This is a genomic window from Brucella cytisi (genome assembly GCF_038433355.1).
GTDB classification, from domain to species: Bacteria; Pseudomonadota; Alphaproteobacteria; order Rhizobiales; family Rhizobiaceae; genus Brucella; species Brucella cytisi.
Map to the genome: position 1 here is coordinate 1 of NZ_JBCAUP010000009.1, position 1,845 is coordinate 1,845.

Sequence of the window (1,845 nt, forward strand, 5' to 3'; positions counted from 1 at the left end):
TACCTTCACCGGTGGCAACGGCTTCTCGGCCGTCCTGTCGCTCGAAGAAGGCGGCAACAGCGACTCCGACGTTGACGTTACGCTGAGCGACTACACGCCGCACATCGTTGGCGGTCTGAAGTATGCTGGTGGCTGGGGTTCGATTGCCGGTGTTGTGGCTTACGACGCCCGTAACGAAGAGTGGGCCGGCAAAATTCGCGGCGACGTGAACCTCACCGACCGTTTCTCGCTCTGGGTACAGGGTGGCTACAAGTCCAACGACGACGAATACTTCGTTGATGGCAACGGCTACACCTACCGCGGCATCACCAGCTTCTACGGCACGTGGGGCGGCGACTGGGCTGTCTGGGGTGGCGCTGCGTTCAAGGCAACCGAAAAGGCTACCTTCAACCTGCAGCTCGCTTACGACGACACCAAGACCTTCGCAGCAACCGCAAACGTTGCTTACGAACTGGTTCCTGGCTTCACGATCACCCCGGAAGTTTCCTACACCAAGTGGGACGACGAAAACATCAGCCTCGACGGCGAAGATGCTTTCCAGGGCATGATCCGCTTCCAGCGTTCGTTCTAATCCCTCCGGGATTGTTCAAAAAGAACCCGGCAGCATCGCTGCCGGGTTTTTTGTTTGCTAACTTCTCATTTCAACACCTTATCTGCTCACTGTTGATGGGCTACAGCGGACAGACGTGATGTGACCTCCAGTCCTTTGATCTGGAACGCAAAGATAGCTGGTGGTGCTAGCCCAACTTTGCCAGGCTGTAGCCTGATAAACGCGAAGCCAGAGGCACACTGAGATGAGTTGGCCCATGGCCAGGTAGCTTTCGGCCAATTTGTCGTGGCAGGTCGCGACGCGGCGGAAGTGCTTCAGCTTGGAAAAGAACCACCCGATCAGGTCCAGCTCGCGAAAGAGCCATGTGCTGAAGTACGGTTTCGGCCGCCGGTTGGCCCTGAACGGGATACTGGCGAGCGCTCCGTTCTCGCGGAGAGACTTCCGGATTCGATCGTCGTCATATGCCTTGTCCGCCAGCACGATTGCTCCGGCATCGACATGGCAAAGCAGACCGTCATGACCTTGCCGGGCGGTCAGGCTCAGGTGGACCAGGGGGCCTTGCCCGTAGACAACCACGTGGATTTTGGTCGTGGGTCCGCCTCGGGAACGACCAGGATAATGATCCTGATTCCCCTTTTTGCCGTCGCGGCCTGTTGACGGGGACGAACGGAAGTGCCGTCGATCATCCGGATGTCACCATAATGCGCGGCTGTGATGGCATCCATCATCCGGTCCCTGACTCCGGTATTCCACCATCTCACGACGCGGTTGTAGCAGATGGCGCGCGAACCGTAGCGCTCGGGAAGATCGCGCCACGACGCGCCAGATCGCAGCACCCGGAGCATCCCGTTCGGTACAAGCCGATCATCGACGCGAGGGACGCCTCACGGTTTGTTTTGCAGTAGCGGTTCGATCACACGCCACATGAAGTCAGTCAGGTCGCATCGGCTCATCCCGACGCTGAATCACATTCTCGTGCAATCGGGAAGCTTTTGGCTGGCAATGAACTACTTGCCAATTTTGAGGTGCCATGGGAAATCAGAGCATGATCAGGTTCGCGCCAGTATCCATAATGAAAACGCGAGTTCCGTTTATCGGATTGCTCATCTTTCTCTCATCACCAGCTTTCGCAGAGGTAGCAGACAAGGAACCCACCATCCTTCAATTATGGATGGTTCCGGGGATTATCACGGCCATTGCTGCATAGCGGCAATCTAGGTGAGATTCGTATTGCCTCATCGAAAAATGCTCCCGAACGGATAGCATATTGCCTCACCAGAATGCTCCCTAAGCCC

General features: G+C 56.8%; 1 protein-coding gene and 1 pseudogene. One reads left to right on the top strand and one right to left on the bottom strand.

The window, feature by feature from the left end; all coding sequences use genetic code 11:
* On the top strand, window positions 1-571 hold a 571-nt coding region (locus tag AAE521_RS10435; protein WP_342061275.1), incomplete at its 5' end, for a porin.
* 183 nt (window positions 572-754) lie between these two features.
* Here AAE521_RS10435 and AAE521_RS10440 read toward each other — a convergent pair.
* A pseudogene (locus AAE521_RS10440) lies at window positions 755-1,503 on the bottom strand (IS5 family transposase); the annotation flags it as partial.
* Between the last annotated feature and the right edge of the window lie 342 nt (window positions 1,504-1,845).